At 72.6% G+C, this 25,418-nt stretch carries 21 protein-coding genes; 7 read left to right on the forward strand and 14 right to left on the reverse strand.

Translation table 11 applies throughout. The features are described 5' to 3' along the window. The first annotated feature begins 45 nt into the window (after positions 1 to 45). Complete coding sequence (locus CLV43_RS07800) at positions 46 to 2,463, forward strand: ATP-binding protein (protein ID WP_106186370.1); 2,418 nt, start codon at positions 46 to 48, stop codon at positions 2,461 to 2,463. Between the two features lie 7 nt (positions 2,464 to 2,470). Here CLV43_RS07800 and CLV43_RS07805 read toward each other — a convergent pair whose 3' ends face one another. Then, positions 2,471 to 5,326, reverse strand: coding sequence for an AfsR/SARP family transcriptional regulator (locus tag CLV43_RS07805; protein WP_170155735.1), 2,856 nt, complete (start codon positions 5,324 to 5,326; stop codon positions 2,471 to 2,473). A 270-nt stretch (positions 5,327 to 5,596) separates the two neighbouring features. Between CLV43_RS07805 and CLV43_RS07810 the strand changes: the two genes are divergently transcribed. Both CLV43_RS07810 and CLV43_RS07815 read left to right on the forward strand, forming a co-directional pair. Further along, the gene (locus tag CLV43_RS07810; protein WP_146174682.1) at positions 5,597 to 6,121 is read left to right on the forward strand and encodes a hypothetical protein; all 525 of its coding nucleotides are present in this window, start codon (positions 5,597 to 5,599) and stop codon (positions 6,119 to 6,121) included. A gap of 204 nt (positions 6,122 to 6,325) precedes the next feature. Beyond that, complete coding sequence (locus CLV43_RS07815) at positions 6,326 to 6,856, forward strand: hypothetical protein (RefSeq protein ID WP_106186373.1); 531 nt, start codon at positions 6,326 to 6,328, stop codon at positions 6,854 to 6,856. A gap of 54 nt (positions 6,857 to 6,910) precedes the next feature. On the opposite strand, the gene CLV43_RS07820 is transcribed toward CLV43_RS07815, so the two are convergent. Continuing rightward, positions 6,911 to 7,468 (reverse strand): dihydrofolate reductase family protein, encoded by a 558-nt coding sequence (locus tag CLV43_RS07820; protein ID WP_106186374.1) that lies wholly within the window; start codon positions 7,466 to 7,468, stop codon positions 6,911 to 6,913. 111 nt (positions 7,469 to 7,579) lie between these two features. Next, a complete protein-coding gene (gene ligA / locus CLV43_RS07825) occupies positions 7,580 to 9,571 on the reverse strand; it encodes an NAD-dependent DNA ligase LigA (RefSeq protein WP_106186375.1) in 1,992 nt (663 codons plus the stop codon). 170 nt (positions 9,572 to 9,741) lie between these two features. On the opposite strand from ligA, the gene CLV43_RS07830 reads away from it, so the two are divergent. The 3 genes from CLV43_RS07830 to CLV43_RS07840 all read left to right on the forward strand — a co-directional run bounded on the left by CLV43_RS07830 (position 9,742) and on the right by CLV43_RS07840 (position 12,622). Next, on the forward strand, positions 9,742 to 10,617 hold the full coding sequence (locus CLV43_RS07830) for a LysR family transcriptional regulator (RefSeq protein WP_106186376.1): 876 nt from the start codon (positions 9,742 to 9,744) through the stop codon (positions 10,615 to 10,617). A 64-nt stretch (positions 10,618 to 10,681) separates the two neighbouring features. After that, positions 10,682 to 11,752: a tartrate dehydrogenase gene (locus tag CLV43_RS07835; protein WP_425445732.1), complete on the forward strand. Its 1,071-nt coding sequence runs from the start codon at positions 10,682 to 10,684 to the stop codon at positions 11,750 to 11,752. 57 nt (positions 11,753 to 11,809) lie between these two features. Next, on the forward strand, positions 11,810 to 12,622 hold the full coding sequence (locus CLV43_RS07840) for a class II aldolase/adducin family protein (RefSeq protein ID WP_106186377.1): 813 nt from the start codon (positions 11,810 to 11,812) through the stop codon (positions 12,620 to 12,622). Between the two features lie 86 nt (positions 12,623 to 12,708). Here CLV43_RS07840 and CLV43_RS07845 read toward each other — a convergent pair whose 3' ends face one another. The 5 genes from CLV43_RS07845 to CLV43_RS07865 form a co-directional block, all read right to left on the reverse strand. Further along, positions 12,709 to 13,752, reverse strand: a complete 1,044-nt coding sequence (locus CLV43_RS07845; RefSeq protein WP_170155736.1) for an AbrB family transcriptional regulator — start codon at positions 13,750 to 13,752, stop codon at positions 12,709 to 12,711. Positions 13,753 to 13,809: 57 nt separating this feature from the next. Further along, positions 13,810 to 14,127: a DUF4387 domain-containing protein gene (locus CLV43_RS07850; RefSeq protein WP_106186379.1), complete on the reverse strand. Its 318-nt coding sequence runs from the start codon at positions 14,125 to 14,127 to the stop codon at positions 13,810 to 13,812. Beyond that, positions 14,120 to 15,511 (reverse strand): acyclic terpene utilization AtuA family protein, encoded by a 1,392-nt coding sequence (locus CLV43_RS07855; RefSeq protein WP_106186380.1) that lies wholly within the window; start codon positions 15,509 to 15,511, stop codon positions 14,120 to 14,122. Before CLV43_RS07855 ends, CLV43_RS07850 begins: the two co-directional genes overlap by 8 nt. Before the next feature lie 89 nt (positions 15,512 to 15,600). Next, positions 15,601 to 16,617: an NAD(P)-dependent oxidoreductase gene (locus CLV43_RS07860; RefSeq protein WP_106186381.1), complete on the reverse strand. Its 1,017-nt coding sequence runs from the start codon at positions 16,615 to 16,617 to the stop codon at positions 15,601 to 15,603. A 2-nt stretch (positions 16,618 to 16,619) separates the two neighbouring features. Beyond that, positions 16,620 to 17,924 (reverse strand): MFS transporter, encoded by a 1,305-nt coding sequence (locus CLV43_RS07865; protein ID WP_106186382.1) that lies wholly within the window; start codon positions 17,922 to 17,924, stop codon positions 16,620 to 16,622. Between the two features lie 135 nt (positions 17,925 to 18,059). On the opposite strand from CLV43_RS07865, the gene CLV43_RS07870 reads away from it, so the two are divergent. Beyond that, a complete protein-coding gene (locus CLV43_RS07870) occupies positions 18,060 to 18,788 on the forward strand; it encodes a GntR family transcriptional regulator (RefSeq protein WP_106186383.1) in 729 nt (242 codons plus the stop codon). Between the two features lie 501 nt (positions 18,789 to 19,289). On the opposite strand, the gene CLV43_RS07875 is transcribed toward CLV43_RS07870, so the two are convergent. From CLV43_RS07875 to CLV43_RS07900, 6 genes are all read right to left on the reverse strand, one after another. Then, positions 19,290 to 20,318 carry an alpha/beta hydrolase family protein gene (locus tag CLV43_RS07875; protein ID WP_106186384.1) on the reverse strand — a complete coding sequence of 343 codons (1,029 nt, stop codon included), beginning with the start codon at positions 20,316 to 20,318 and terminating at the stop codon, positions 19,290 to 19,292. Between the two features lie 13 nt (positions 20,319 to 20,331). Beyond that, positions 20,332 to 20,682, reverse strand: a complete 351-nt coding sequence (locus CLV43_RS07880) for a hypothetical protein (protein ID WP_106186385.1) — start codon at positions 20,680 to 20,682, stop codon at positions 20,332 to 20,334. A 14-nt stretch (positions 20,683 to 20,696) separates the two neighbouring features. After that, positions 20,697 to 21,197, reverse strand: coding sequence for a TetR/AcrR family transcriptional regulator (locus CLV43_RS07885; protein WP_106186386.1), 501 nt, complete (start codon positions 21,195 to 21,197; stop codon positions 20,697 to 20,699). A gap of 76 nt (positions 21,198 to 21,273) precedes the next feature. Continuing rightward, on the reverse strand, positions 21,274 to 23,067 hold the full coding sequence (locus tag CLV43_RS07890) for a non-ribosomal peptide synthetase (protein WP_170155737.1): 1,794 nt from the start codon (positions 23,065 to 23,067) through the stop codon (positions 21,274 to 21,276). Positions 23,068 to 23,117: 50 nt separating this feature from the next. Then, positions 23,118 to 24,419, reverse strand: coding sequence for a SidA/IucD/PvdA family monooxygenase (locus CLV43_RS07895; RefSeq protein ID WP_106186388.1), 1,302 nt, complete (start codon positions 24,417 to 24,419; stop codon positions 23,118 to 23,120). A 66-nt stretch (positions 24,420 to 24,485) separates the two neighbouring features. Further along, positions 24,486 to 25,346: a hypothetical protein gene (locus tag CLV43_RS07900; protein ID WP_146174683.1), complete on the reverse strand. Its 861-nt coding sequence runs from the start codon at positions 25,344 to 25,346 to the stop codon at positions 24,486 to 24,488. Positions 25,347 to 25,418: the final 72 nt, after the last annotated feature.

Here is a 25,418-nt window from a genome sequence, read left to right on the forward strand (position 1 = left end):
AAGGGGAGATCTCCACGTTCCTCCGCTTCTCACAGGAGAGACACGGTGTCGGAAACGCCGTTCGACGAAAAGCACACCTCGGGTTCGGTGTCCAACCACATCGAGCACATCACGGGCACCGCCATCCAGGCAGCGGTCATGAACGTCAAAGTCAGCAACCAGGGTGTTCTCCGCGCGCTGGCCGACAACGTGCACAGGCTGTTGACGTCCCGCGAACCGCTGGAGATCCGTCCTCTGCCCCGGACCGCGCGATGGGCCCAGCGCGGGACCCTGGTGGGCAGGCGTGGTCAGCTCGCCGAGCTGCGGGAGAGGCTGGCTTCCCGGCACCACGTGCTGATCTGCGGACCAGCCGGAATCGGCAAGACGTCCTTCCTCCAGCACGCGGCTGTCGAACGGGTGCTGTCGGCCGACGCGGTCCCGGACTGCGCCGGTCTGCTGTGGCCCACCGTGCAGGGCGCGAACCCGAAAGAAGTCCTCCGGGACCTGGCCTTGCGGTGCACCAACGCCAAGAGCGCCGCCGCCCTGCGCTTCCTCGGCACGCTCCACGCCCTGGTGGTGCTCGACGGCGTCGACTGGTCACCCACCCAGCTGGGCGTCCTGCTCGACGCGATGCCGGAGAGCGTCTTCGTCATCTCCTCCCGCACTGCCGTGCTCTCCCCTTTGTCGAGGCCGTTGCCGCTTGGCGGCCTTTCGGCGAAAGCTGCCGGGAAACTGATGAAGAACGAGCTGGGAAGGCGCCTCACGGACGAGGAACAGCTGCAGGTGGAGCGGATACGGGTCCGCTGCGACGGCAACCCCACCGAACTCGTGCAGATCGGTGCCGCCGTCCGCGCAGCACCTCGAAACGCGTTGTCCGAGCACCACGGCGCCGACGGAGCGCATTTCATCGTCCCCCGATTGCTGGCCACGGCGGGAGAACCCGCCTCAGCCCTGTTGCGCACCCTGCTGGTCTTCCCGGAGCTGTCCTGGGGCGAGGAACTGCTCCGCACGACCGCGGAACCGGCACTCGACGGCGCGACCGAGCTCGTGGACCGCAGGCTGGTCCTGCACGAAGCCGGGCGCTACCGGGTGGCGCACAACGTGGCGGGCGTGGTGTCCCCGTTGGAAGACGAGGACGTGACGGTCCTGTTCGACCAGATCACCGGGTGGATCGCCGAGGAGGCGACGTCAGGGCAGGTCGTCGCGGAGCTGGCCGTGGTCGAGGGCGTGCTGCGCCGGATGCTGGAGGAGCACGAGCACCGGAGCGCGGTCCACCTCGCGCGCATCACGTCGGCCAGGCTGCTGCCGTCGCTGTGGTGGGACCGCGGTGACCGCGTGCTCAGGCTGGGGCTCCTCGCGGCCCGGCAAGGCGGTTCCAGCGCGGACGAGCTGTACTTCCGGAAAGCGCTGGCCATTCGGAGGGCCGCCGACCGGCAGCTGGAAGAGGCGCTCAGGCTCACCTCCGCCGCCGCCATGAGCGCCGAGAACGGTGTCGGCACCGTCGTGGACGGTGCACGCGACCCGTCCGCCGTTCCCGAGGCGCAGGGCGTCACCGATGTCGCCGAGGCCGGTTCCGGCGGCGCGGGCGAGCACCTGCGCCACCTGATGGCCAACGCCGCGGCGCGCTTCTCGGGATCACCCGCGATGGTGAACATCACCAGCGTCGTCCAGGGCACGCCGGTACTGGTCCGCGCCGCCGCGCTCGGGACGGCCGCGCTCGCGGTCTGCGGCGCGGCCGTGCTCGGGTCGCAGTCCGCCGACTCCCAGACCGACGCGGCCCCGACGACGAACGCCGTGACGGGAACCAGGAACGCGTCGCTCCCGCTCCTCCCCGGAGCGGCGATCCCGTCCAGCTCGACGGGTTCGGCGAGTGCCACCGCCTCCAGTGGCGCACAGGCTCCGTCCGACGTGCCGTCCGCCGAAGTCGGCGTCCCGGCACCGGACACGGTCGCGTCCGGCGCCGACCCCACCGCCGGGCAGACCGTCCCCGATGGAGGGACGGGTCTGGTCAGGAACGCCGGGTTCGACGAGCCGTCCGGTACCGGGCCCACCTCGGTGACCGGTGGTGCGCCGGGCAAGCCCGCGGGTGGCAAGTCGGCGGCGGCCGACTGGGCGGTCTACAACAACTCCAACGGCGGCACCACGACCACCGAACTGGTTCCCAGTACCGGGCCCGGTGGTGGCCAGATGCTCCGCCTGTGCACGACGCAGCCCTCCAACGAGGTCTTCCAGTACTTCGCCACCAAGGTCGGTGTCGGGCCGACCGAAGCGGTGGTCGAGGTCTGGGTGTACGTCGAACGCGGACGGGTCGGGGTCGGCATCGGCGACGGCGGCTCCACCTCGCTCCGGGGCAGCAGCGGCAAGCAGGGCCAGTGGGAGCTGCTGCGTGCGTCGAGCGGTGGCGATCCGGCCACCGAGGTCGTCATCGCCGCGATCGCGGCGGACACCTGCTTCTCCGTCGACTCCGTGTCGACCCGGCCCTGACGCCCCCTCAGCACGCCGGTGGGTCGACGAACGCGGGTTGGGGCGTTGCGGTGTGACGGATGGGGAGCTGGGTGACGGGGGTGGTGGTGGGGCGGTCCAGTTCGCCGAGGATGGACAGGGCGAGGTGCCAGGTGGTGTGGGCGGTGGCGTGGTCGCCCGCGTCGGCGTGGATGTCGCCGAGGTGGGTGAGGGTGCCCGCCTCGTTGTAGCGGTCACCCAGGACGCGGAACAGGTCGAGGGCGCGGTGGTAGCAGTGGGTGGCGCGGGTGTGGGAGCCGAGGTGGTGGTAGGCGTAGCCGAGGCTGTCCCAGGTGTGGGCCTCGCCCGCGCGGTCGCCGAGCTCCTGGTGCAGGGCGAGGGCTTGGCGGCAGCGGGTGAGGGCTTGCTGGTGGTCGTCGAGCTGGGCGTGGCACCAGCCGACCTGGTTGAGCGCCCTGGCCTCGCCGTCGCGGTCGCCGGTCGCCCGGAACAACTCCAGGGCGTGTTCGGCGTGGTGGAGGGCGTGGGTGTGGCGGGCTTGGCGTTCGAACGTCCAGCCGAGGTCGAGGTGGGTGTGGGCCTGGCCCGCGCGGTCGCCGAGGAGGGCGAACAGGTCGAGCGCGTACCGCAGGTGGGTGTGGGCGTCGGGGAACCGGCCGAGCCGCACGTCGGCGCCCGCGAGGCTGCCGCGGGCGTGCGCCTCGGCCGCCCGGTCGCCCAGCCTGCGCGCCGCGCCCACGGCGGTGTGCTGGGTGGCGGCGAGGTCGTGCCAGTGGCCCTGCCGTTCCAGGTACGTCGCGAGGGACCACGCCAGCTGGTAGGCGTGGGTGTCGGATCCGCCCGCCACGGCCTGGTCGACGGCGGTCAGCAGCACGGGGTGCTCGGCGGTGAACCAGGCCAGCGCCCGTCCGACGTCGGTGAGGCGGACCGTGGTGACACCGGGGCCCGGCGGGCCCTGGGTGAGCGGGCGGACGCGGTGCGGGTGCAGCAGCAGGGCCGCGGTGCGGGCGGTGTGCAGGTAGTGCTCCAGCAGCCGGTGCAGGGCCGCGGTCGGCCGGTCGTCGGCGTCGACGAGCTCGGTGGCGTAGGCGCGCAGCAGGTCGTGCGAGGTGTACCGGCCCGGCGCGTGCTCGGTGAGCAGGTTGGCCGTGGCCAGCTCGTCCAGCTGCTCGCGCGCCCGCCGTTCCGCGACGCCCGCGAGGCTGGCCGCGGCCGCGGTCCCGACGTCGGGGCCGGGGTGCAGGCCCAGCAGGCGGAACAGCCGGGCGGCCGACGGGCTCAACGCGCGGTAGGACCAGGAGAACACGGCCCGGACGTCGGTGGTGCGGTCACCGCCGCGCAGGGCGTCCAGCACGCCCGCGGCGTCGCGCAGCTGGGCGGCCACGGCGGCGAGCCGGAACGCCGGACGTGACGCGGCCCTGGCGGCGACGACGGCCAGCGCCAGCGGCAGCCGCGCACAGCCCGCGATGATCGCCTCGACCGCGGCGGGCTCCCCCACCACCCGGTCCCGGCCGAGCCTGCGGGCCAGCAGGTCCCGCGCCTCCGCCGCGGGCAGCAGGTCCAGGAAGAGCGGGTGCGCGCCCTCGACGGCGACCAGCGGGGTGAGCTCGTGGCGGCTGGTCACGACCACCAGGCAGCCGGGCGACCCCGGCAGCAGCGGGCGGACCTGTCCGACGTCGCCCGCGTTGTCCAGCACCACCAGCACCCGCTTGCCCGCCAGCGCGCTGCGGTACCGGCCGGACAGCCCGTCCTGCTCGACCGGGAGGCCGGCCACCGGGACGCCGAGCGCTTCCAGGAACCCGCGCAACGCGTCCGACGGGTGCAGCGCCGACGCACCGGCCGGGTCGAAGCCGCGCAGGTCCACGTAGAACTGCCCGTCCGGGAACCGGTCCGCCACCCGGTGCGCCCAGTGCACGGCCAGCGCGGTCTTGCCGACACCGGCGGTCCCGGACACCACCACCACGCCCGCGGGCCCGGACGCCGCCGGCAGGACGGCGTCCAGGTCGGCCAGCTCGCGGTCGCGGCCCGCGAACGTGCGCACGGCGGGCGGGAGCTGCGCGGGCCGGGTGGCCGGAGCGACGGCGGGCGCTGGCGTGTGGTCGGGCAGCAGCCGGGCGTCCTGGGCCAGCACCCGCCGCTGGATCTCGATCAGTCCCGGCGACGGCTCCAGGCCCGCCTCCTCGGCCAGGACCTCGCGGGCCCGGCGGAACGCCTTCAGCGCGTCGGCCTGCCGCCCGGCCCGGTAGAGCGCCGTCATCAGCTGGCCCCACAGCCTCTCGTGGGCGGGGTGCCGACCGATCAGGCCCTCCAGCTCGGCGATCAGCGCCTCGCCCATCCCGGTCGCCAGGTCCGCGTCGATCCGGTCCTGCACGGCGGTCAGCCGCAGCCGTTCGAGCCGTTCGCCCTCGGCCTGAAGAGCGGTGACGTGGGCGAACTCGCCGTAGGCCTCGCCGCGCCACATCCCCAGCGCGGCGGTCAGCCGGTCGGTGGCGACCGTGGGCAGCCCGGCGTCGAGGGCCTGTCGTCCGGCGACGGCCAGCCGTTCGAACCGCACCGAGTCCACGGTGTCCGGGTCCCACCGCAGCGCGTACCCCGGCGGGCGCGTCTCGATCAGGTCGTCGGCGCCCTCGTCGGCGCGCAGCAGCGTGCGGCGCAGCCGGGACACGTACGTGCGCGTCGTGCGAGCCGCGTCCGACGGGGCGTGCTCACCCCACAACGCCTCCACCAGCGCCACCACGCTCACCGGGCGACCGGTGTTGGCCCCCAGCAGTGCCAGCACCACCCGCAGCCGCGGCCCGCCCAGCTCCGCGACCACCCGACCGTCCACAGCGGCCTGCAGGGGCCCGAGGACCCCGAGGGTCCACCGTCCGCGTTCCGGCTCCACCAAAACCCACCACCGCCCGCACCGCCGTCGACCTAGCCCGTCACTGACATGAGCAAGCCTCATGATCTCCAGATACGTCTGTCCACGAGGACGGACCGGACATGTCGCCGCGGCCCTGGTCAGCGGTGTCGATCAACTGTCGACGGGTTGTCGACGGCCCCTGCCACGGTGAATCCCACGGCGCCGCACGGCCGCGGCGCCTGTCGCCCTGGCGGGTGGTGAGCCCGCCACGGGGGACGCAACGGAGTGCACGTCCAGGAGGAGATCGACATGACCACCGATCCGACCGTCGTCGCCGAGCCCCCGCGCCGTCGCGCCAAGCACCGCCTGCTCCAGTCCCTGGTCGCCCTCTCGATGGTCGTCGGCGCCGTCGGCACGACGGCGGGCACCGCGTCGGCGGCGCAGACCTGCACCGGCGCGACCGACGCCAACCTGTGCCTGTGGATCGACGGGGTCGGCAACGGCAACTTCCGCGTGCACGTGGGCATCGACGTGCACATCAGCCGGGCGGACGCCCAGGAGTACATCGACGACGCGGGCGACCCGTTCACCGTCTGGATCCGCGGCAACGACAACGGTCCCAACGAGTTCCTGTTCAGCCTCCCGATGACCGCCATCGGCGCGAGCGACGAGTCCGGCCTCAGCGGCGACTTCGAGCTCGTCGTGCCCGCCACGTCGCTCAACGAGGACAGCGGGACGGACGAGATCGTCGCGGTGGTCACGCTGACCGACACCGACACCAACACCGTCACGAAGAACTTCGTGTCGAACCAGCTCGTCGGCAACTGGCCGTAAGCCGACGACACGACCGCCGGTCGTCCCCCCGCAGCGGGACGGCCGGCGGTCGTGGAGGTGTCGGTCGACTGTCGACGGGTTGTCGACGGCTCCTGCGACGGTGGGTGTCCCACGACGCCGCGCCGCCGTGGTGCCCGTCTCCCGAACAGGTCACGAGCTTCGCGTCGGGGACGGTTCCGGAGTGCGCGTACAGGAGGAGACGGCATGACCATCGACCTGATGACCGGGGTGGAGCGGACCCGGCGAGGCAGCGCCAAGCGCCGAGTGCTGCGGGCCCTGCTGGCCATCGCGATGATCGTCGGCGCCATCGGCGCGACGGCGGGCACGGCCTCGGCCGCCCAGGTGTGCTCGGGCGCGAAGGACGCCAACGTGTGCCTGGCGATCAACGGGCTCGGCAACAACACCTTCGCCATCCACGTCGGCATCGACGCCTACATGAGCGGGGCGGAGGCCCAGGAGTTCATCGACGACGTGGGCGACCCGTTCACCGTGTGGATCCGCGGGTGGGACAACGGGCGGCCCGGCGAGTTCCTCTTCGCCCTCCCGACGACCCTGCTGGTGGCGAGCGACGAGTTCGGGCTCGGCGGCGACTTCGACCGCGCCGTGCCCGGTGCCTGGCTCAACGAGGACGAGGGCCCGGACGAGGTCGTCGCCGTCCTCACCTTGACCGACACCGACACCAACACCGTCGTCAAGACCTACACGTCGCCGGTGCTCACCGGCGACTGGTCGTAGCCCGGTGACCGCCCGGCCGGTCGTCCAGCCGGAGCTGGGCGACCGGCCGGGTCCTCAGCCCTCGACGTCGAAGACCGAGAGCTGGACGCCGTTGCCGAACGCGGCGTGCTCGACCAGCTTCAGCTTCTGCTTCTCCGCGCCGTCCGTGGCGAACAGCCGCTTGCCGCCGCCCAGCACGACGGGGAAGGTCAGCAGGTGGTAGCGGTCGACCAGGCCCGCGGCGGCCAGGCCCCTGGCGAGGGTAGGGCTGCCGTGCACGAGGATCGGGCCGCCGTCGGCCTTCTTCAGCTCGGCGACCTCGTCGAGCGAGCGCAGGACGGTGGTGTTGTTCCACTCCGGGTCGGTGAGGGTGGAGGACACGACGTACTTCGGCATCGCGTTGTACTCGGCGAACTCCTCCATCTTCGGCCAGACGGGGGCGAACTCGTCGTAGCTGACCCGGCCGATCAGCATCGCGGAGGCCTCCTGCTGCTCCCGGCCCTTGATCTCGTACGCCGCCATGTCGAACTCGACGTCCTTGAACGTCCAGCCCGCGTGCGGGTGGGCGCCACCACCCGGCGAGTCGACGACGCCGTCGAGGGACAGGAACTCGGTGACGATGAGCGAGCGCATCTGGGGTCTCCTTGGATCCGGTGTCGGGGTGTTCCCACCAGCGCGTCGAACGGGAGGCCCCGGATTCGACAGGACGGTCGGGAGTTCTCTCGGACGGGCGTCCGCGCCGGTCTAGGCGATGCCCGCCGCGATCAGCTGCTGCCAGACCACGCCCTGGTCGACGACCTCGACGCCGAGCTTCTCCGCCTTGGTCAGCTTGCTCGCGCCGACGTCCGCCCCGGTGATGAGCAGGTCCGTGTTCGCCGACACCGACGACGCCGTGGTCGCGCCCGCTTTCTCGCACAGGCGTTGGAACGTCGGCCGGGCGACCTTCTCGCCGGAGCGCGGGTCGCTGATCGCGCCGGTGACCACCACCGTCTTGCCCGCCAGCGGGGCACCCGCCGCGACGACCGGCGGGAGGTCCTCCTCGCGCACGTCCAGCGACACACCGCGCTCGCGCAGCCGTTCCAGCTCGGGGCGCAGCCGGGTGAGGTGCTCGACCAGCGAGGCGGCGACCTTCGGGCCGATGTCCTCGACGGCCACCAGGTCGTCCACGGCGGAGTCGGCCACCTGCTCCAGCGAGCCGAAGCCCGCGCGGCACAGCCGGGTCGCCGTGCCCTCCGAGGCCATCGGGATCGCCAGGCCGATCAGCGCGCGGCGCAGACCGACCCGGCGGCTGGTGTCGATCGACTCGACCATCCGCGCGGCCGAGACCTCGCCGATGCGGTCGAACTCCAGCAGCTGGTCCTTGGTCAGCGAGTAGAAGTCCGAGGGGTGCTCCAGGATCCCGGCCTCGGCCAGCCGCTCGATCCACACCCCGCCGATCGCGTCGATGTCCGCCGCCGCGCGGGAGGCCCAGTGGATGAGCCTGCGCACGGTCTGCGCGGGGCAGGCCACGTTGGTGCAGAACAGCTCCCGGCTGTTGCCCTGCTCGGTCAGCGGCTGCGCGCACGACGGGCACTCGCTGGGCGGCACGATCTCCCGCTCCTCCCCCGTGCGCTTGGAGGCGTCCAGCACACCCGCCACGAACGGGATCACGTCACCCGCGCGGCGCACCAGCACCGTGTCGCCGATCCGGATGCCGCGGGCGCGGATGACCTCCTGGTTGGCCAGGGTGGCGCGGGTGACCGTCGTGCCGCCCACGAACACCGGCTCCAGCCACGCGACCGGGGCGATCTTGCCGGTCTTGCCCACGTCCCAGACCACGTCGGCCAGCACCGTGGTCTTCTCCTCGGCCGCGAACTTGAACGCCAACGCCCCGCGCGGCGAGCTGGAACGGGTGCCCGCGGCGGCGTACGCGCTGCGGTCGGCCAGCCGGAGCACGGCGCCGTCCAGGTCGTAGTCGAGGTCGTTGCGCTGCCCCTCGATCGTCCCGATCACCTCCTGCGCGGCCTCCGCGGTGGCGCAGTGCCGCATGTCCGCCGCGGCGAACCCGAGCGTGCGCAGCGCGCCGTCCAGGTCGGTCTCGGCGGCGTCGGGGTCGGTGTCCAGGTCGAAGGCGAAGAACTGCAGCCGCCGCTCCGCCACCGTGGCCGGGTCCTTGGCGCGCAGCGTGCCCGCGGCCGCGTTGCGCGGGTTGATCAGCGGCTTGTCCGGGTGCGCGGCGTTGTAGGCGGCGAACGTCGACCGCAGCATCACCGCCTCGCCGCGCACCTCCACCCGGCCGGGCGCGTCCACCCGCGCGGGCACCCCGTCGGTCAGGGCCTTGACCAGCGGGGTCACGTCGTCCCCGGTCGTCCCGTCCCCGCGCGTCACCGCACGGGACAGACGCCCGTTCTCGTACACCAGCGCCAGCGACAGCCCGTCCAGCTTCGGCATCACCACCACCGGCTGGCCGGGGAACCGGTCGAAGAACGCCGTCACCTGCTCCGGCCTGGTCGCCTTCTCCAGCGACAGCATCGGCCGCGAGTGCCGGACCGGCGCGTGCAGCACCCCCGGCGCCCCCACCTGCTCCAACGGGTTCGGATCCGGCGCCAGCTCCGGGTTCGCCTCGACGAGCCCGCGCAGCTCGTCCTCGACCACGTCGTACTCGGCGTCGGCCACCAACGGCGAGCCGCGGTAGTAGGCGTCGCGCAGCACGACGATCCGGTCGGCGAGTTCCTGGATGCGTTCCCGAGCGTTCACGGCGCGAGACGCTACCCGCGCCCACCGACAGTCCGCCTCACCTGCGCCGCGGCGCACCCGTTCGAGGTCAGGAGCGCGCACGGGCGGTACCGGCCCGCTCACGCTCCGCCGACGGCGATCGGCTGCTGATAGTTTTTGGTTATAGACCCTGGTGCCTCACGGGAGCGTGGATGGACGTCCGGCAGATGCGGTACTTCCTCGCGGTGGTCGACGCGGACAGCGTGCACCAGGCGGCGGTGCGGCTGCACGTGGCGCAGCCGTCGGTGTCGCAGGCCTTGCGGAAGCTGGAGCGGGAGCTGGGGTGCGAGCTGTTCCACCGGACCGGCCGCCGGTTGGTGCTGAACGCGGCGGGGCAGGCGTTGGTGGGGCCCGCGCGGGAGCTCGTGCGGTCGTTGGACGTGGCGAAGGCGACCGTGCGGGCCGTGGACGGGCTGCGGGGCGGGCGGTTGTCGATCTCGTCGATGCCGTCGCAGGCGGTGAGCCCGTTGGCGGGGCTGATCGGCGGGTTCCTGAGCCGCCACCCCGGTGTGGAGGTCGGGGTGACGACGGCCGCGCGGCCGGAGGACGTGTGCGGGGCGGTCCGGGACGGGGTGGCCGAGGTCGGGGTGGTCGCGGTGCCGAACGGGCCGTTGCGGGAGACCGGGCTGCGGGTGGTGCCGCTGGAGGTGCAGCGGTTCGTGCTGGTCGCGCGGACCCCGGACGACCTTCCCGCGGGCACCGAGCCGGTGCGGCCGGAGGAGCTGCGGGGGCTCGGGCTGGTGGTGGGGCAGCCGGGGACGGGGATGCGGCGGGCGGCGGACGCGGTGCTGGCCGCGACCGACTGCCGGGTCGTGGTGCGGGTGGAGCAGCGGGAGGCGCTGCTGCCGCTGGTGCTGGCGGGGGTCGGGGTGGCGGTGGTGGCGGACTCGTGGCGGCCGCTGGCCGAGGCGGCGGGGCTGGTGGTGCGGCCGCTGGCGGTCGACGAGAGCCTGCACGTGGCCCTGGTGGTGCCCGGGACGCGGCCCACCCCGGCGGCCGCGGCGTTCCTGGAGGTCGCACGGGACTGAGAGGCTGAGCCTATCGATCGGCCCACGGTTCGGTCTTGGACGCCCACCCGTCCTCGGTCGTTCAATGGTGGGCATGACCAAGCGCTACCGGATCGCCCTCGTCCCCGGAGACGGCATCGGCCGGGAGGTGCTGCCCCCGGCGTGCGCGGTGCTCGACGCCGTCGGCGCCCGGCACGGGATCGGCTTCGACTACGACCCGTTCGACTGGTCCTGCGAGCGGTACGCCGCCGAGGGCGCGATGATGCCCGCCGACGGCCTGGACCGGATCCGGCACCACGACGCGATCCTGCTCGGCGCCGTCGGCTGGCCGGGCACCCCCGACCACGTGTCGCTGTGGGGGCTGCTGATCCCCGTCCGCAGGCGGTTCCGCCAGTACGTCAACCTCCGCCCGATCAGGATCCTCGACGGTGTGCCCGGACCGCTGGCCAACGCGCCGGACGTGGACTTCGTGGTCGTCCGGGAGAACGTGGAGGGCGAGTACTCCGAGGTCGGCGGGCGGCTCAACCGGGGCTTCCCGGACGAGATGGCGATCCAGGAGGCGGTGTTCACCCGGCCGGGCGTCGAGCGCGTCCTGGAGTACGCGTTCACCCTCGCGGGCCGCCGCGGCAAGGACCTGGTCTCGGCCACCAAGTCCAACGGCATCGTGCACACCATGCCGTTCTGGGACGAGCTCGTCGCCGAGCGGGCCACCCGCCACCCCGGTGTGGCGTGGCGGCAGGAGCACATCGACGCGCTCGTCGCGAAGATCGTGCTGGATCCCGGCCGCTTCGACGTGATCGTGGCGTCGAACCTGTTCGGCGACATCCTCAGCGACCTCGCGGCGGCCGTGGCGGGCGGCATCGGCATCGCGCCCGCGGCGAACCTGAACCCGGAGCGGGACTTCCCGTCGATGTTCGAGCCGGTGCACGGCTCCGCGCCGGACATCGCGGGGCAGGGCGTGGCCAACCCGCTCGGCGCGATCTGGTGCGCCTCGATGATGCTCGACCACCTGGGCCACCCCGAGGCCGCCGCCGAGGTGTACGGGTCCTTCACCCACGTCCTCGCCACGACGCCGGTCCGCACCCGCGACCTGGGCGGCACGGCCTCCACCAAGGAGTTCACCGATCTCGTGCTCGACGCGATCGGCCACTGGTGACCCACCGACCCCACCGTCCACACCGGACACCTCCGCACCTCGGAAGGACACGACCCGATGAGCACTGACCGGGAGCCGCTGACCCTCGACGACCTCAAGCCGATCCCACCGGAGGAGCTGGTCCTGCGCCGTCCCCCGGAGTTCGACGACCCGGCGCGGGAGCGCCGCCACCGCAAGGAACGGCTGGCGGGCGCGTTGCGGCTGTTCGGCCGGTTCGGGTTCGAGGAGGGCGTGGCGGGGCACATCACCGCGCGCGACCCCGAGTTCCCCGACCACTTCTGGGTCAACCCGTTCGGCATGTCGTTCAAGCACGTCAAGGTGAGCGACCTGCTGCTGGTCGACCACGACGGCAACGTGGTGCGGGGCCGGTACCACGTCAACCGGGCCGCGTTCGCCATCCACTCCGAGGTGCACAAGGCCCGTCCGGACGCGGTGGGCGCGGCGCACAGCCACTCCCTCTACGGCAAGGCCCTGTCGTCCACCGACCAGGTCCTGGAGCCGCTGACCCAGGACGCGTGCGCGTTCTACGACGACCACTCGGTGTTCGAGGACTACACGGGCGTGGTCAACGACACGGAGGAGGGCCGCAAGCTGGCCGCCGCGCTCGGCTCGAACAAGGCGGTGATCCTGCGCAACCACGGGCTGCTCACGGTCGGGTCCACCGTGGACTCGGCGGCGTGGTGGTTCATCACCATGGAGCGCTCGGCGCAGGCGCAGCTGGTCGCGAAGGCCGCGGGGAACACCGGGCTGATCAGCCCGGAGAGCGCGAAGCTGACCCACGGGCAGGTCGGGTACGAGCTGGCGGGCTGGTTCCAGTTCCAGCCGCTGTTCGACCAGATCTCCCGCACCGAGCCCGATCTGTTCGACTGACCGCACCACCCTCGCGGATCGACGTGGACGGCCCGGTGGCGGAATCCCGCCGCCGGGCCGTCGTCCTCGCGCCACCGGGGAGGCGGTCAGGTGTCGCGGCGGCCGACCGAGGCGAACAGCGGCAGCAGGAGCAGCGAGACCATCAGCCGGGTGACCTGGAAGGCCATCACCAGCGGCGTGTTGGAGTCGGTCGCCAGCGACAGCCCGAGCACCGCCGACAGGCCGCCCGGCGTGGACGCCAGGTAGGCGTCGTAGGCGCTCATGGTCGTGACGCGGCTGACGGCGTACCCGATCAGCGCGCAGCCCGCGACGGTCGCCACGATCTGCACCCCGGCCAGCGGGAGCACCTTCACCACGGCGCGGATCTTGGCCACCGACAGGGAGAACCCGACCTGGAGGCCGATCACCAGGAACACGACGCCGAGCGCCGGGGCGGGTACCGAGGGGTGCTCGAACAGGCCGCTCGACGCCAGCCCGAACGCCGCGAGCATGGGCCAGACCAGCCCCGCCCCGGCGAAGGGCAGCAGCCGGGTCAGCAGCAGACCGGCGGCCACGGCGAGGACGCCGAACAGCGCGGTCTTCGCCGGGCTCGCGGACACCTGGTCGCCGACCGCCCGCGTGCCGGGGTCGAGCCACAGCACCACGGCGGGCATGGACACGAGGATGAGCAGCACGCGCAGGTACTGGACGACCATCACGACGTGCTCGTCGGCGCCCGCCTCGCGCGCGCCGGTGATGAACCCGACCGCTCCCCCGGCCACCGACGAGAACACCGCGGTGCGGCCGGAGACCGTCGGCAGGAGGCGCAGGACCTGGCCGACGCCGATGCTGACGACCAGCGTGGTGGTCACCACGACGAGGATCGGGAGCCAGTGCCCCGCCACCTCGGCCAGCATCGTCCGGTTGGCCATCGCGCCGATCGAGGCGCCGAGCACGCCTTGGGCCACCGCGCCCGCGAACCGGGTGGGCCGCGGTTCGCGGCGGCCGGTGAGCGACGCCGCCAGTCCGCCCAGGACTCCCGCGAACAGCAGCGCCGCGGGCACCCGCAGCCAGGTGAGCAGGAGGGCGGACCCGGCCGTGGTGAGGACGACGAGCGCCCAGGACAGGACGGCCTTGGAGCGGGAGAACACGATCCTCCTCGTCGGGGTGGTGTTCCCGGACCGGCCGGGAACACCACCCGTGGTGCGTCAGGGAACGAGGACGGCCAGCGGCACGTGGTGCTGGCCCGCGTGGATGTCGCGGTCGAACAGGCTGCCCTGGCTGATCGGGCGCGGGTAGGAGATCTTCACGACCTTCAGCGACGGGATGCGGAAGATCTGCACGCCGTCGGCGGGCACGTCGTAGAGCCTGGCGACGACGTCCTCGTTGATCAGGTCCTCGTCGGCGGCGGCCGCGTAGCCCGCCTCGTCGCGCATGAACAGCTCGATGGTGACCCAGAACGGGCCCGCGTTCTTCGAGCGGACCTCGAGGGCCAGGTCGCCGAGGGTGGGTCGGGTGTCAGACATGGGCGGCGGCCTTCCGGATGCTGGTGCGGAACATGCTGGTGGGGACGTCGCTGTCGACCACGTGGTTCAGGACGAACTCGTAGGCGGCGCCGCGCTCGACCTCCGCGGGCGAGGTGGCGAACGCCAGGCTGGGCAGGTAGTCCATGTCCATCGCGGGCAGGTGGAGCATCAGCGGGTTGGCGACCTTGGCCACCGCGGTCGCGGTCGCCTGGTCGGCCGCCTGGACGAGCAGCATCACGCCGACCTCGCGCGGCGGCGTGGTGGCCGGGTCGAGGTGCCCGAGGACGGCGTTGTGGCCGTACAGGCGGATGTCGAAGGCGTAGTCGGCGGGCTCCAGGCCGAGGGTCTGGGTCACCCGGCCGGTGAGGACCTGCCGGAGGAACACGGCCCAGCCCTCGATGTCCTTGAGGATCAGCGGGTCGCGGATCGCGGTGAACGACATGGTCTCGAAGCCGGTGATCCGGGAACCCTCCAGCTTCACCGTGTACTGGTCGGCCACCTCGAACCGCGAGCCCTCCACGCGGACCCTCCGGTCGTCCAGCGCGGTGTACACGGCGTCGGTGACGTCGAGCGTGCCCGCCGGTTCGCGCATCCGGAACGGGTTCGCGGTCTCGTAGAGCATGTGCGCGGCCACCGAGTGCGGCGTGCAGGACACGGACTCGTCGAGCGACTCGATGATGAACCCGGTGCGGTCGATCGTGGCGAACACGCTGCCGGAGCGCGGGTTGGTGGTGCACTGGCCACCGCACTCGACGACCTTCGACGCGTGCCAGGTGGGCCCGGCGGGCATGCCCATCATCAACGGGTAGGCGGCGGCGACGGCGGTGTCGGTCGCGCGCCCGGCCAGGACGACATCCGCGCCCGCTTGGAGCGCGGCGACGATCGGCTCGTGGCCCATCATCCCGACGATGTGGGTGCAGCTCTCCAGCGTCTCCGCCCGCAGCTCCCCCATCGGCGCGAGCGGGTGGACGCGGCCCGCGTCGAGGTGCCGCACGAGGTCCTCGGCCGTCTGCTCGCTGTAGATCGTCGCGACGGTGAGGTCGAGCCCGTCCTCGGCGAGGATGTTCTCCACCACCTTCGCGACCCAGTCCACGCCCGAGTCGGTGCCGCTCGTGCCGCAGGACCCGACGATGAGCGGGATGTGGGCCTTCGCGGCCGCGCCGAGCAGGATCCGCAGGTCGCGGGCCACCGCCGCGGTCGCCGTCTTGGGCGTCCCCGTGCCCAGGTAGTAGGGCCCGGAGTCGGTGGACCCGCCGTCGACCGCGATGACGTGGGCCCCGAGGGCCAGTCCCCGCTCGATGGCGGCCACGTCGAAGCCCGCCCCCAGCATGCCCGAGGGCACCAGGATCCGGACTTCGTCGACCGCCTCGTCCGACTTGCTCATTCATGCTCCCCGAGTACTAGATGAGTCAGTTTTGACTTTTGCTATAGCATAACACGCGGAAGGGACACCTGGTCCTCCCGACGGGTGGCCTACGTCGCTCCCAGGGTGCCGTCGAGGGCCGCGCCCCATCCGCGCGACCTCAGCTGGGCCGCGATCAGGTCGGCGTTGAGCGACGACCGCGGCTCCCCGTCGAGCGCGGCGACGAGCTCACGAGCGGCACCGACCGCCGCGGCCCGCCGCGAGTCCGCGGTCTGGCCCGCCATGTGCGAGTACACGGTGATGCCGTCCACCCCGCGCAGCGGGCTGCCGGCGGGCAGCGGCTCGACGTCCACGACGTCGAGCTGGGCGCCCGCGATCCGCCCGGTGGTCACGGCCTCGACCAGCGCCGCCTCGTCCACGAGCCCACCGCGCGCGGTGTTGACCAGCACGGCGGTCGGCTTCATCAGCGCGAACGCCTCGGCGTCGACCAGGTGCCGGGTGCGCGGGGTGAGGGCGGTGTGCAGCGAGACGTGGTCCGACTCGCGCAGCAGCGTCCCCAGGTCGACGAACCGCACGGACGGGTCCGTCCGCTCCGCCTCGGGCACGGACGTCGTGCACAGCACCGTCATCCCGAAGGCGCGCGCCAGCCCGGCGACCACGCGTGCCGAGGCGCCGTAGCCGACCAGTCCCAGGGTCGAGCCGCGCAGTTCGCGACCGCCCTCCCGCGGCCAACGGCCCCCGGCGACGCCGAGCGCGCCCGGCACCAGGCCGCGGGCGGCGGCGAGCAGCAGGGCCAGGGTGTACTCGGCGACCGCGTTGCTGTTGACGCCGGGCAGGTTGCTGACCGAGATGCCCAGCCGGGTGGCGGCGTCGACGTCGACCGAGTCGTAGCCGACCCCCGAGCGGACCAGTGCCCGCAACGAGTAAGCCCGGCCGAGGACGTCGGCCGTCATGGGCTCGTTGGCGATGATCGCGCCCTCCACGTCGTCCAGCGCCGCGACGAGCTCGTCGACGTCGCGCGCGCCGGTGTGGGGGAGGTGGCGGATCCGGTGTCCGGCCGCGGTGAGCAGGGACTCGACCTCCTCGTCGTGCAGCAGGTGGTCGGTGGTGATCAGGACCAGGGACATCGTCACAGCACCTTTCCGACGCCGTCGGTGCGACGGCGCGCCAACGCCTGGATCCGCAGGACCGCGGCCACCGCGAGTGCGGCGAGCAGACCGGCGTCGAGCAGCATGAAGCGCCAGCCGGTGATGTCGACCATGCCGCCGACGGCCGCGGGACCGACCAGCCCGCCCAGCTGCCAGGTCACCGTGTACAGCCCGGTGTAGGTGCCGATCACGCGCATCGAGGGGGCCAGGTTCCACAGCACCACGGCGGCGTTGATCACGAACCCGGAGGCGCCCAGGCCGGCCATGCCCAGCGCGACCATCGTCGCGGTCGCCGTCGGCACCGCGGTCGCCAGGACCATCGCCGCGGCGAAGACCGCCATGCCGATCGCCATCGTGCGCAGCCGCCCGATCCGCTCCGCCAGCAGCGCGGCGGGGTAGGCGGCGACCAGGAACGCGACCCCGGCGGGCAGCGTGAGCCCGCCGGCGTCGCCGCGGGACATGCCGATGGTCTCCATGCCATAGGGCGTGATGAGCGCGCGCGAGGCCGCGTAGGCGCCGCCGAAGAGCAGCACGGAGGCCAGCAGGAACAGCCTGCTGCGGTCGACGTCGCGGAGGATGCCGAGCACGATCTGGCGCATGCGGACCCCGGTGGCGACGGGCGCCTCGGGGTTGTCGGCGGCGTGCCGGACGTCGGCGGCGTCCTCGACGAGCGCGGCCTGGTAGGCCCTGGACCGGTTGTCGCGCACCCGCCACACCAGCACGGCCACCGCGATGAAGGCGATCCCGGAGGGGACGGTGAAGGCGAGCGTGGGGTGGCTGTCGACCAGCAGGACGCTGATGACCGCCGACGTGATGGTCGTGAGCCCGGAGGCGATCTTGACGGCCGCGTTGCCGCGGCTGCGGCGTTCGGGCTCGATGAAGTCGGGCATCAGGGACTCTACGACGGGCTTGAAGCTGTTGCCCACCAAGGCGAACAGGAACATCACCGCGACCAGCGACGCGAACGACCAGGCGAGCGGGATGAGCAGGAAGAGCAGGGCCGACAGGGGCATCACCACGGCGATGTAGGGCATGCGCCGCCCCCACCTGGTCCGGGTGTTGTCCGACCGGTTCCCCATCCACGGCTGGATGAAGATGCCGAACAGGTTGTCCATGCCCATCAGGAGACCGACGACCGCGGCGCTGCCGACGTGTTCGCGCAGCAGCGGCGGGACCTGCGTGTCGTAGAAGGTCCACATCGACTCCTGCGCGAACACCGCGAGGGCGCAGTAGAACGTGATCCCGCGCGCCGCCGCGCGGTTCACGGGTGTGGTTACCGACGTCATGCGTGATCCTTCGGTGGAGTCGGATGAGTCAGGGTGACGCCTGGAGTGGCGTGCGGCACACCGTAAGATGCTATAGCAAGATTGTCAAAAGTTTCTTATGACCCAAACAATCGCACGTGGTCTACTCTGGGCGGCATGTCACGGGACACCCTGAGCACGCTCACCAACGACACGCTGGCCGACCGCTCCTACCGCGCGGTCCGCGACGCGATCGGGTCGGGCGAGCTCCGTCCCGGCGAGAAGATCACCGAACGCGGGCTCGCCGAGCGCCTGTCCGTCAGCCCCACCCCCGTGCGCGAGGCCATCCGGCGGCTGGAGCAGGACGGGCTCATCGAACGCACCGGCCCGCGCACGGTCGTCGTCGCCACCATCGGCGACACCGCGCGCCAGGACCTGGCCGAGGTCGAGATCGGCCTGCGCGGCCTGGTCGCCAGGTTCGCCGCCCGGCACGCCACCCCCGACCAGCTCGACCGGCTCGACGCGATCCTCGACGAGGCCGACGACCTGCACATCGTCATCCGCAGGCGGCACGACGACGGCAAGCCGATCGAGAAGCACCTCGACGCGCTGTTCGACACCATGCAGCGGTTCAACGACGGCGTGAACGCCTGCGCCGCCAACGCCGTCCTGGTCCGCCTGCTCGACCAGACCAGGGTCTTCTCCCCCGCCGAACGCCGGACGCGGCTGCTGGAGCACGTCGCCGCCGACAAGGAGTTCGGCCAGGACCGCTACGCCAGCCACCGCGCCCTCGTCCACGCCCTGCGCGCGGGCGACTCGACGGCCGCCGAGCAGATCGTCCTGGAGGACGCCCGCGGTGGCCTCAACGCCCTGCGCAGCGAGCCTCGGCGCGACACCGGCGGGTGACCGCGCCCCCGGCGACCTGCCGCTGACGGCCGGCGGATGCCCGCTGCCGGGTTCCCGCGGACCGCGCGCCCACAAGGCGGCTCGGTCAGGCAGCGGGCGCCCGGCACCACGGCGCCCGGCCCGTCGCGCGGGTCCCGCTGCGGCTCCGGCGACCACGGGCCTTGCCCGCCGAGCAAGTCCCCACCCGGCTCCGACAGCCACAAGCCCTGTCCACCAAGCGAGTTCCCGCCCGCCTCCGGCGGCCACCGGACCCGCCCGCCGCGCGGGTCGGGTCGACACCACCTCCTCCTCCGGTGCCCACCGCCCCGTGCGGTGTGCCGTCGCGGTCGGACCGGGCGATCCGGCGCGCTGGTGGTCGCGACCGACTCCGCGGTGTTCGCCCTCCGGAGCCCGACACCTGCACAGCGAGCCTCGGTGGGTGACCGCGGCGGCCGTTCGACGGTCTCGATGCCTTGCCGGAGCTGGAAACTCGACTTCCGCGGGGTCCGGCGCGGGCTGACCTCAGCGCCCCGCGAACCGGTGCAGGGCGTCGAGCACGGCCGGTGCCAGGGCGTCCTGGTGGTCGGCGTCGTGCAGCAGGTGGTCCACTCCGGACAGCGGCACCCGGCCCGGTCCGCCGACGTGCGCGCGGCGCAGGGCGTCGGTGAGGGCGTCCGTTGTGGCGCAAGGAACCTGGACGTCGTTCGTGCCGCAGGTCAGCAGCACCCTCGTGCGCGGCCGCAGTGCCGCGGCGGTGTCCGGCGGGTACACGGCGTCGTCGCTGTCCACGAACCGGGCGCTCGTGCCCTGGAACGCCTGGAACAGCTGGGCGACGGCGGGTGGCAGCCCGGACGGGTCGACCGGGCGGTGGTCGCGCACCGCGGCGACGGCGGCGTCGACCGCGGTGTCGATCGCGTGCTGCTGCTCGGGGGTGAGCAGGCCCTGTCGGGCCGCTTCGGCGATCTGGGCGTGCAGCTGCAGCGCGACCAGGTCGAGCAGGCGGATCGCCTGCGGTTGCAGCAGTCCCAGGCCCGCCGGACGCGGGTGGACGGTGCCGCCGAGCAGCAGGGCGGTCATCGCGCCCTCGCTGTGCCCGACGACGAGCAGCGCCCGCGGGTCGGTCTCCGGCTGGTCGCGCAGCACCTCGTAGGCGGCCGCGGCCTGGCGGACGAACGCCGGGTAGTCGATCGCCTCCGGGTGGTCCTGGTAGGCGCCGAGCCCGGTGCGGCCGGTGCCGTACTTGTCGAACCGCAGCGTGGCGACCCGGTCGCGGTCGAACGCCTCGGCCAGGTGCGCCAGGGTGTTCGGCGTGAGCGCGGGCGGCTGGTCGCCGTCGCGGTCGGTGGGGCCGCTGCCCGGCAGCAGCAAGGCGGCGGACAGCCGCTGCCCCGCCCGGTGCGCGGGGACGTGCAGGGTGCCGTACGTCGTGGTCCCGTCGACGGTGAAGACGACCTCGCGGTCGGCGGCGGGAACCGGGTCGGGTGTCGCCTCCGCCGGGGCCGCGGCCGTGACGACCAGTGCCAGCGCGAGGGCGGCGGGGTGGGGGATCATCGGTGCAGTCCTCTCAGCGCAGGGCGTTCTCGACCAGCGCCACGGTGGCGCGCGGGTCGTCGACCTGCACGACCAGGCGGGCGTAGCGCTCGTCGGCGAGCTCGACCACGACGGCCTTCGACGGGTCCTTGACGTCCCAGAAGACGCGCTCGCCGTCGAGGTGGAAGGTGCCCGCGGTGATCACGCCGGGAGCGTGGGTGCCGGGGGCGCGCAGCCCCTTGGGCTCACTGGCGATACCGGGGTCCGCGGTGGCGCCGCGGACGTTGGCCAACGGGATGGTGAGGCTGCTCTTGAGCGCCCAGAGCTTGTCGAGACCCTCGATGACGACGACGAGGTCGTCGCCCTCGATGCGGACCAGTGCCATGTCGGTCTTCCTTGTCAGGTGGTGGGATCGAGGCGTCGGGCCAGTGCGGCACCCGCCTCCTCGGGGTCGCCGCGCAGGCGCAGGCCCAGTGCGGCGGCGGTGATGGCGGACGCCAGGTCGGCGGGGACGCCGAGCGCGGCGGCGACCGCCTGGTCGAGGGCGGCCAGCGCCGAGGTCACCTCGGTGGCGACCTCGTCGTCGGCCGGGGCGCGGTCGACCGCCGCGAGCAGCAGCAGGCCGAGGTCGGCGTCCGCCATGAGGCGCAGCGCGGTCGCGACGTCCGGAGCCGCGGCGAGCGCGTCGACCAGGGGGCCGACGTCGTCGGCCAGGTGGCGGCGCAGCGCGACCAGGTAGAGGCCGCGCTTGCTGCCGAACGTCTTGTACAGGCTGTTGCGGTGCACGCCGAGGTGGTTGACGAGGTCGTCGACCGACACCCCGTCGTAGGCGCGCCCGCCGAACAGCCCCACGGCGGCGCGCACCGCCTCGTCCTCGTCGAACGCCCTCGGTCTGCCCATGGGCATGACAGTAGGCCGTTGAGGAACGATCAGTCAAGAACGATCGTTCCTCAACGGCCCACCGCGGGACCGGGCGCTACTCGGTGCCCGCGCCGACCAGTCCGGGCGAGGTGCTCTCGACCATCTCGGCCAGCCCGGCGACCGTGGCGTCCTCGAAGAACAGCACCGCCCGCAGCTCGACGCCCAGCACGGCGCGGATCTGGGCGAGCAGGTCGGTGGCGACCAGGGAGTCGCCGCCGAGCTCGAAGAAGTCGTCGTGGACGCCGACCTCCTGGAGCGCGAGCGCGTCGGCCAGCAGGTCCGCGAGCAGCCCTTCCAGCGGCGTGCGCGGCGCCTCGTAGTCGTTGTCCACGAGCCGGGGCTGCCGGTCGGGGGCGGGCAGCGCGCGGCGGTCGATCTTGGAGCCGCGGGTGAGCGGGAACGCGTCCAGCTCGATGATCACCGACGGGTGCATGTACCTCGGCAGCTTGTCGTGCAGCGCCACCCGCAGCTCCTGGACGAGCCGCTCGTTCTCGCCGACGGGCATGACGTAGGCGACCAGCACCTTGCGGCCCGGCATCACGTCCTCGCGGGCGAGGACCACCGCCTCCTTGAGCTCCGGCAGACCGGTCAGCACGGCCGCGACCTCGCCGAGCTCCACCCGGTAGCCGTTGATCTTCACCTGGTCGTCGATCCGGCCGCGGAACTCCAGCACGCCCTTGTCGTTGAGCCGGACGACGTCGCCGATGCTGTACATCCGCTCGCCCGCGTGGAACGGGTCGGGCAGGAACCGCTCGGCGGTGATCCGCGGGCGGCCGATGTAGCCGCGGGCCAGACCGCTGCCGCTGGTGTAGAGCAGACCCCACTCGCCGTCGGGCACCGGCTGGAGGTTCTCGTCGAGGACGTAGAGGCGCGTGTCGGTGACCGCCCTGCCGATGGGGACGGTGTCGCCCACGAGGTCGGTCATGGCGTGGCAGCTGGTGAAGCAGGTGTCCTCGGTGGGCCCGTACCCGTTGACCACCAACAGGTCCGGGTAGGCGGTGAGGAGGTTGTTGATGTGCGTCGGCGAGAGCGCGTCGCCGCCCGCGAGCATCTGGCGCAGGCCGCGGAAGCTCTCCAGCTGGGTGTCGACCATGCGGTGGAACAGGCCGGTCGTCATCCAGAGGGTGGTGATCCGCTCGCGGACGATGGTCTCGGCGAGGTCGTCCAGCGACAGCGGACCGGGCCGGTAGACGACCAGTCGGGCGCCGTTGAGCAGGGACCCCCAGATCTCGAACGCGGACGGGTCGAAGGTCAGCCAGCACAGCTGCAGGAACGTCTCGTCGGAGGTGAGCGAGGCGTAGTCGTCGGACTGGACCAGGCGCACGACGCCGCGGTGCCGCACGGCCACGCCCTTGGGCCTGCCGGTCGAGCCCGAGGTGTAGCAGACGTAAGCCAGGTTGTCCGGTCCCGTGCCGGGCTCGAGCGGCCCGTCCAGGACGACCTCCTCGATGCCGCCGTCGAGGTTCACCACGGTCGCGTCGATCTCGGGGACCCGGTCGGCCAGCCTGCCGTGGGTGAGCAGCACGCGGGTGCCCGCCTGCTGGAGCATGTCGCGGAACCGGTCCGGCGCCTCGGTCGGGTGCAGCGGCAGGTACGCGCCGCCGGCCTTGAGGATGGCCACGAGCGCGACCACCATCTCGAACGAGCGCTCGATGAACACCCCGACGGGGCTCTCGGTGACGACGCCGAGCGAACGCAGGTGCCTGCCGAGCAGGTCGGCCCGCCGGTCGAGCTCGGCGTAGGTCATGTCGACGCCGTCGAACCGCAGGGCGACCGCGTCGGGGCGACGCCGGACCTGCTCGTCGAACAGGTCGGTGATGGTCGCGTTCCGCCACTCCCCAGCAGTCATCAGGTGCCCCCGTCTGTCGGTCGCCGCTCCGGTGTCCCGGCTCGTCGTGGTCATGAGATCCCCCGCTTGTGCAGCCCGTCCCGGATCGTCGCGGCGCGCAGCGAGAGCAGGCTGAACGACCCGGCGTCCCCGATGCCGTGGCTGGACTCGCACAGGCCGTTGAGGAACAGCGGTGGTGTGCTGTCGTCGTGCGGCCGCAGGCTGTAGTCCGCCTCCACGTCCAGGTAGCCGTCGCCGTCGAACCGGAACCGGTCGACGACGCCCTCCAGCAGCGCGGGGTACGGCTCCTGGTTCGGGTTCGGGCCCAGGTCGCGGAAGCCGGTCGCCAGCACCACCAGGTCGGCCCGGTCGGTCACGACGTCCTTGGTGTGGACCTCCTCGACCTCGAACCGCACGCCGTCGCCGTCGACCTCGGCCGCGACGACCTCGCTGTTGCCCTGCACGAAGATCCGCTGCTCCCGGTCGAGGCGCTGCTCGTAGATGAGCGCGTAGAGCTCGTGCAGCACGTCGGGGTCGCTCGACGAGTAGTTGGTGGGCCGCATGTAGGCGTCGAGCACGTTCTTGCTCGACCGGCTCGCCTTGAAGTAGTAGTCCGTGAACGAGGGGAAGAACCCCTCCTCGCTGAACGGGCTGGTGTCCTTGATCGGCAGGCCGAACTTGCGGACGTAGTTGACGATCCGCGCCCTCGGGAACCGCTTCGCGAGGTCCAGCACGATCTCGACGGCGCTCTGGCTGCCGCCGATGACGGCGATCGACTCCGGCGGGTCCTGCTCCAGCGGGCGCACGGTGTGCAGGTACCGGGTGAGGTGGCAGACCCGCGGCGAGTCCAGGGCGTCGAACGGGCGCGGCACGAACGGCGTGCGCCCGGTGCCCAGCACCAGTGCGAGGCCGCGGTACCGGGTGCCGTCCGAGCAGGTCGCCACGTACTCGGGCGTGCCGTCGACCTCGGCGATCTCGATGCCGGTCACCCGCGCGCCGAACTCGGCCTGCGCGTGGAACTGGTTGGTGGCCCACTTGATGTAGTGCGCGTACTCCTTGCGCAGCGGGAACTCCATGGGCAGGTTGAGGTGCTCGACCAGCCTGCCCTCCTCGAAGAGGTAGTTGAGGAAGCTGTAGTGGCTCCTCGGGTTCCGCAGCGTCACGAGGTCGCGGTTGGGGTGGTTCTGCATGTTGGACCCGTCCAGCAGCAGACCTCCCTGCCACACCGGGTCGCTCTCGGCCTCCAGGAAGAAGGCGGTCGTGCGCGGCGAGTCCTCCTGCAGCGCGATGGCGAGCGACAGGTTGGCGGGGCCGAAGCCGATGCCGAGCAGGTCGACGCGCTCGGGTGCCTGGCCGGTGGTCCGTGCCGTCATGAGCCCTGCCCGACGCACGTCGGGGCCGCGCCCGTACCGGTCGGTCGCGCCGTCACCCGGCGTTCGTCATACCGCGTGCGCATTGTTCTCCTGTTTCCCGCGGGGACCGGCGACCAGTGCCGGGTCCGCCCGCATCTCCTGGTAGCGGTCGAGCCACTTCGCCACGTCGTCGGCCAGTCCCGCGGCGGAGATCGCCGCGTCCTCCCGGTCCCAGTCGACGTCTCCCCGCGGCTGGATCCCGGTGCTGCCCAGGACCTTCCGGTAGAACGGGTCGTCGGACCGCCGCACCTCGCTCATCAGCGCGCCGACCTCGGGCGAGCACAGCTGCAGGCCGGGACGCGGCACCCACTCCTCCAGGCCGTCCGCGGGCGGGAGCCCGACGGCGGCGGTGAGCGCGGTCGTCATGCCGGTCGGGTCGGCCCGCAGGTCGTCGGAGTCGACGAGCACGTAGGGGATGTCCCGTCGGCGGCAGAACTCCAGCTGCTCGTGCAACGACTGCCAGCCGCTCTCGAACGGCGGGAAGGTGCTCGTCCCGGACAGCTCGCGCACGATGCGCAGCCGCGACGTCGTCGACAGCCGGGGGTCCGACATCACGAAGACCGGCGGCGCGGTGGCGATCCTGGTCAGCTGCTCGAACTGGGCGGCGCTGAGCTGGAAGCTCATCTCCTTCACCAGCAGGCCGCTTCCCGGTGCCACGTCGGCGAGCGCGACCCGCTCCCCCGTGTCGACGACCATGGGCTGCCGCAGGCAGCTCTCGACCGACGCGGTGCCCCCGTCGCCCCAGTAGCACGCCTCGAAGGGCTCGTGGCAGTGGTGCGTGATCATCGAGTGCTGCCACAGCAGCCGCGCCACCGCGGTCGACCCGGTGCGCGGTGGCGACACCAGGACCACCCGCGTGCGGTACGCGTTGGCCAGCTCAGCTTCCATCCTGCGCTGCTCCCCCTTCGGACTCAGCTCGGTCACGGCCGCCGCCCCGGTTCATCGGAGCTGTCGGGCGCG

It is taken from the genome of Umezawaea tangerina (assembly GCF_003002815.1).
Taxonomy (GTDB): Bacteria; Actinomycetota; Actinomycetes; order Mycobacteriales; family Pseudonocardiaceae; genus Umezawaea; species Umezawaea tangerina.

What these genes read in the sequence shown, in the direction of transcription:
- CLV43_RS07885 (WP_106186386.1), bottom strand. Translation starts at nt 21,197, where the DNA reads ATGGGCAGACCGAGGGCGTTCGACGAGGACGAGGCGGTGCGCGCCGCC.
- CLV43_RS07860 (WP_106186381.1), bottom strand. Translation starts at nt 16,617, where the DNA reads ATGTCCCTGGTCCTGATCACCACCGACCACCTGCTGCACGACGAGGAG.
- CLV43_RS07855 (WP_106186380.1), bottom strand. Translation starts at nt 15,511, where the DNA reads ATGAGCAAGTCGGACGAGGCGGTCGACGAAGTCCGGATCCTGGTGCCC.
- CLV43_RS07870 (WP_106186383.1), top strand. Translation starts at nt 18,060, where the DNA reads ATGTCACGGGACACCCTGAGCACGCTCACCAACGACACGCTGGCCGAC.
- CLV43_RS07865 (WP_106186382.1), bottom strand. Translation starts at nt 17,924, where the DNA reads ATGACGTCGGTAACCACACCCGTGAACCGCGCGGCGGCGCGCGGGATC.
- CLV43_RS07900 (WP_146174683.1), bottom strand. Translation starts at nt 25,346, where the DNA reads ATGGAAGCTGAGCTGGCCAACGCGTACCGCACGCGGGTGGTCCTGGTG.
- CLV43_RS07840 (WP_106186377.1), top strand. Translation starts at nt 11,810, where the DNA reads ATGAGCACTGACCGGGAGCCGCTGACCCTCGACGACCTCAAGCCGATC.
- CLV43_RS07895 (WP_106186388.1), bottom strand. Translation starts at nt 24,419, where the DNA reads ATGACGGCACGGACCACCGGCCAGGCACCCGAGCGCGTCGACCTGCTC.
- CLV43_RS07820 (WP_106186374.1), bottom strand. Translation starts at nt 7,468, where the DNA reads ATGCGCTCGCTCATCGTCACCGAGTTCCTGTCCCTCGACGGCGTCGTC.
- CLV43_RS07830 (WP_106186376.1), top strand. Translation starts at nt 9,742, where the DNA reads ATGGACGTCCGGCAGATGCGGTACTTCCTCGCGGTGGTCGACGCGGAC.
- CLV43_RS07880 (WP_106186385.1), bottom strand. Translation starts at nt 20,682, where the DNA reads ATGGCACTGGTCCGCATCGAGGGCGACGACCTCGTCGTCGTCATCGAG.
- CLV43_RS07890 (WP_170155737.1), bottom strand. Translation starts at nt 23,067, where the DNA reads ATGACTGCTGGGGAGTGGCGGAACGCGACCATCACCGACCTGTTCGAC.
- CLV43_RS07875 (WP_106186384.1), bottom strand. Translation starts at nt 20,318, where the DNA reads ATGATCCCCCACCCCGCCGCCCTCGCGCTGGCACTGGTCGTCACGGCC.
- CLV43_RS07810 (WP_146174682.1), top strand. Translation starts at nt 5,597, where the DNA reads ATGACCACCGATCCGACCGTCGTCGCCGAGCCCCCGCGCCGTCGCGCC.
- CLV43_RS07835 (WP_425445732.1), top strand. Translation starts at nt 10,682, where the DNA reads ATGGTGGGCATGACCAAGCGCTACCGGATCGCCCTCGTCCCCGGAGAC.
- CLV43_RS07850 (WP_106186379.1), bottom strand. Translation starts at nt 14,127, where the DNA reads ATGTCTGACACCCGACCCACCCTCGGCGACCTGGCCCTCGAGGTCCGC.
- CLV43_RS07815 (WP_106186373.1), top strand. Translation starts at nt 6,326, where the DNA reads ATGACCATCGACCTGATGACCGGGGTGGAGCGGACCCGGCGAGGCAGC.